At 71.4% G+C, this 4,443-nt stretch carries 4 protein-coding genes; all 4 read right to left on the bottom strand.

Going from position 1 to position 4,443, the window contains the following annotated elements; all coding sequences use genetic code 11:
- A partial coding sequence (locus tag ACV4UX_RS17510; protein ID WP_491594564.1) for an efflux RND transporter permease subunit occupies positions 1 to 1,026 on the bottom strand: 1,026 nt, incomplete at its 3' end.
- Positions 1,023 to 2,285, bottom strand: a complete 1,263-nt coding sequence (locus ACV4UX_RS17505) for an efflux RND transporter periplasmic adaptor subunit (RefSeq protein WP_491594563.1) — start codon at positions 2,283 to 2,285, stop codon at positions 1,023 to 1,025. The genes ACV4UX_RS17510 and ACV4UX_RS17505, both read right to left, overlap by 4 nt.
- A gap of 361 nt (positions 2,286 to 2,646) precedes the next feature.
- Positions 2,647 to 3,864, bottom strand: a complete 1,218-nt coding sequence (locus ACV4UX_RS17500) for an aminotransferase-like domain-containing protein (RefSeq protein WP_491594562.1) — start codon at positions 3,862 to 3,864, stop codon at positions 2,647 to 2,649.
- Positions 3,865 to 3,949: 85 nt separating this feature from the next.
- The coding region (locus ACV4UX_RS17495; RefSeq protein WP_491594561.1) for a sensor histidine kinase at positions 3,950 to 4,443 on the bottom strand (494 nt) is incomplete at its 5' end.

Raw genomic sequence — 4,443 nt, 5'->3', positions numbered from 1 at the left:
GCGGGTGATGTCGGCGGCCACGCCCTGGGGGATCACATAGCCGCGCAGCTGCTGCACGGTGCGGGCCACGGCGCCCGTGACGTCCGTGGCGTTGGCCCCGGCGCGCTTGGCCACGGCGAGGGTGACGGCCGGGGCCATGACGCCCTGCTCCGCGCGGCCGGAGGCCGGGCCGTCGAAGTGGAAGACGTACTGGCCGGGCTCGTCGAAGGCGTCGCGGACTTTGGCCACGTCGCCCAGGTACACGGGGCGGCCCTCGCGCACGGCGAGCACCGCGCGGGTCAGCTCCTTGGAGTTGCGGAAGAAGCTGTCCAGACGCACGGCGGCGGCGCGGCCCTCCAGCAGGGCCTCGGGCATGGAGTCGGCCTGGTTCTGGTCCGTGAGGCGCGCGAGCACGTCTGCGGCGTCCAGGCCGTGGGCGCGCAGGCGAACCGGGTCCAGCTCCACGGCGACGGCGCGGCGCATGCCGCCCAGCACCGTGGTCTCGGCCACGCCGGGGATGCGGCGCACCTCCTCGTTCACCTGCAGGGCCAGGGCGCGCAGCTGGCGCACGTCCAGGCCGCCGCCGTGGAAGGTGAGGGCGGCCACGGGCACGTCGTCGATGGAGCGGGGCTTGAGCAGGGGCTGGGAGCAGCCGGGGGGAATCCAGTCCAGGTGCTGGAAGAGGCGGTCGTGGGTCTTCACGGCGCTGCGCTCGGGGTCCTGCCCGACTTCGAAGCGCACCACGCAGAGGGCCTCGCCGTGCCCGGCCGTGGAGTAGACGTACTCCACCCCGGGGATCTCCATGAGGATCTTCTCCATGGGGGCCGCCACGCGCCGCTCGATCTCCCGGGGCGTGGCCCCGGGCATGGAGACGTGCACGTCGATCATGGGGGCCGTGATCTGGGGCTCCTCCTCGCTGGGCGTCTTGACCACGGCGAAGGCCCCCAGAAACAGCGAGGCCAGCACCATGAGCGGCACGAGCCGGGAATCCACGAAGGCCGCCGTGACGCGGGCCAGCAGGTCGTGGCGGGAGGGCTCGGCGCTCACGGGGCGGCCTCCACGCGGTCGCCGTCGCGCAGGGGGACGTTTCCTGCGCAGGCCACGCGGTCGCCCTCGGTGAGCCCGGAGAGGATTTCCACGAAGGCCTCGCGGGAGGGGTCGTCGAAGGCCTCGGAATCGGTGAGGAAGGGCTTGCCGTCGAACTCCACCTTGAGGAAGCGCCCGCCCGTCTTGACCACGCGCAGGGCTGCCAGGCCCTTGCCGTCCACGGTGAACACGGCGGGCAGGTCGCCGCGCGGGGCCAGGCAGGCTGCGGGCACGAGGATCTTCGTGGCCGTGCGCGCGGGCACGAAGAGCCTGCCGTAGAGCCCGGCCTTGGGCTGCGCGCCCAGGGGCGGCAGCTCGGCCTTGAGCCGGAAGGTGCGCGTGGCCGGGTCCACGCGGCCCACCACGGCGCGCACGCGGGCGGCGAAGGGCGCGGGGGAGAGGGCGGGCACGGAGCCCACGAGCACCTGGCCCACGTGGAGGGTGTAGAGCAGGCTCTCGTCCGCCTGTGCCGTGAGGTCGAAGCCGGAGGACACGGCGTCCACCAGGGCCAGGGGCTGCCCGGCGGTGACGAAGGCCCCCAGGTCCACATAGCGCCGGGAGAGCACGCCGTCGAAGGGCGCGGAGAGCAGCAGGTACTGGCCCTGGGCGCGCAGTTCCTCGCGCTGGGCGGCCACGGAGCGCTCGCGGGCGGCGATGGCCTCCTCCTCGCGGGCCAGGGCCTGGGCCTCGGTGCGGGCGCGCTCGAAGTCGTCCTGGCTGATGACCTTCTGGGTCAGGAGCCTGGAGAGGCGCTCCAGGTTGGCCCGGGCGTGGGCGGCCTTGGCGGCCACGGCCTGTCGCTCCGAGGCGGCCTGGGCCATGGAAGCCGTCAGGGACTGCTCGCGGCTTTTGAGCTCCTGGTCGTCCAGGCGCAGGATGGGGTCGCCCGCCTTGAGGGCCTGGCCCTCCTGGGCGAACACCTCCACCACCGCGCCGGGGGACTTGCCCGCCAGGGTCACGGAGCCCAGCGACTCCACCTGGGCCGGGAAGGAGCGGCACTCCACGGCCTCGACGGCCCGGACCACGGCCACGGGGGCCTGCACGGAGCGCGGCGCGGGGCGGGCAGGCTCGTCTTTTCCGCACGCGGCCAGGAGGCACGCGGCCAGGAGGGCCAGGGCGGCCGTCAGGCGGGAGGGGCGCGGGAGGGAGAGCGCTGGAGCGCCCCCCCGGCGGCGCGTCGGAGCGGGGCGCGCCGGATCTCCGGCGTGGTCGGTGGACATTGCGGTTCCTCCTGCGAGGGACTGGAGAATCCCCCCGGGGGCGATGCGCCGTTCCGGACTGGGACTCTTGGCATGTCATGCGCAAGAGGGCGGTGTGTGTCAAGAAACGTGCAATGCCGACCGCCAAGGTGGGCGATGGGCCGGGCGGCGCGGCGGGATGCGGTCGCGGCGGGGAGGATTGCGCGCGTCCGGGCGCAAAAAGCCGGGAAAGGCCTGCGCCTTCCCCGGCTTGTCTTGTCCGCACGGTCTTGGGGCTGGTGTTGCGTCCTCAAAATCAGTCCATACGGATTTTCAAGGCAAACAGCCAAAACCATGTCTTTCGATTTTGAAAAACATGTTCATGTTTTTCAAAATCGCGCCCCTAGATGTCCAGCCCCGGGTCCGCCCCGGCGGGGGCCGATCCGCCCCGGGCCATCACCTCCTTGAGGCACTGGCCCATGCGCTTGATGCCTTCCTCGATGCGCTCGGGCGTGGAGTTGGAGAAGTTGAGCCGGAAGGTGTTGTCCGTGCCGTCCACGTAGAAGGGGCGTCCGGGCACGAAGGCCACCTTGCGCTCGATGGCCTTGGCGAACACCTCTTCCGAGTCCGTGCCCGCCGGGAGCGTGCCCCAGAGGAACATGCCGCCCTCGGGCTCGTTGGTGCGCGCCTCCTCGGGGAAGTGACGGCGGATGGCCTCCACCATGCAGTCGCGGCGTTCGCCGTAGGCCTGGCGGATCACGGCGATGTGGGCGTCCAGGTCGTTGGTCTCCAGGAAGCGGCAGAGGATGCGCTGGGCCAGGCTGGAGGTGTGCAGGTCCGAGGCCTGCTTGGCCGTGACGAGCTTGTGCATCAGCTCCGGCGCGGCGGCGATCCAGCCGACGCGCAACCCGGGGCTGGCGATCTTGGAGAACGAGCCCATGAGGGCGCAGCGCTCCTGGTCCAGGAAGGCGCGCACGGGGGGCACGTCCTCGCCCTTGAACCGCAGCTCGCCGTAGGGGTTGTCCTCCAGGAGGATGGTGTCGGAGTTCTCCAGCAGCCGGGCCGCGTCGCGCCTGGTGGCGGCGTCGTAGCTGGTCCCCGAGGGATTCTGGAAGCTCGGCACGGCATAGAAGATTTTCGGGCGCTCGCGCAGGCGCTCTTCGAGCTGGTCCAGGTCCACGCCGCGCGGTCCCAGGTCGGCCGTGGAGAAGGCCGCGCCGAAGAGCGAGAAGGCCTGGATGGCCCCCAGATAGCCCGGGCGCTCCATGAGCACGGTGTCGCCCACGTCGAGCATCACCTTGGCCATGAGGTCGAGCCCTTGCTGCGAGCCGGTGGTGATGAGGATGTTCTCGGCCGGGATGTCCAGGCCCCAGGTGGCCTTGTAGCGGCGCGAGACGAACTCGCGCAGGGGCGGATGGCCTTCGGTGGTGGCGTATTGCAGAGCCTGGGGGCCGTTGTCGGCCAGGACCTCGGCGGCGGCCCGGGCCATGGCCTGGGCTGGGAAGTGGTCCGGGCTGGGCAGCCCCCCGGCGAAGGAGATGATCTCGGGATTCTGCGTGACCTTCAAGATTTCACGGATGTAGGAGCGGCGCACCCCGCCCATTCTGGCACTGAAACGCACGGCGGACCTCCGGATGTCGTTGATGGGCCAGTGTAGGCCCGCGCGGGGTAGGACGCAAGCGGGAGGGGGCGGCAGGCTTCACGGCTCAGGCGTCCGGGGGCGGCGTGAGCGGCAGGCGCACGACGAAGCGCGCGCCCCGGCCGGGCGAGGACTCCACGGACATGTCGCCTCCGTGGTTCTGGGTGACGATGAAGTAGGACACCGAGAGCCCCAGGCCCGTACCCACGCCGGTGGGCTTGGTGGTGAAGAAGGGCTCGAAGACGCGCTTGCGCACGGACTCCTCCATGCCGGGGCCGTTGTCCTCCACCTCGATGCGGGCGAAGCCGTCCTCGCGGGCCAGGCGCAGGGTGATGCGCGGCGCGTCGGGGGCAGGCCCCATGGAGAGGGCCTGGGCGGCGTTCTTGATGAGGTTCAGGAGCACCTGTTCGATCTCGGTCTTGGTGCAGCGCACGGGGGGGAGCCCGGGGTCGTACTCGCGCACGATGCTGATGAGCCGGAAGTCGTACTTCTTGCGCAGGTCGTAGTCGCTGGAGGCCAGTTCCAGGGCCTTGTCGGCCACGATGTCGAGGCTCGAGGGGG

It is taken from the genome of Fundidesulfovibrio sp. (assembly GCF_058402725.1).
Note: the sequence above shows the minus strand (reverse complement) of the source record. Positions and strands in the feature narration are given on the sequence as shown.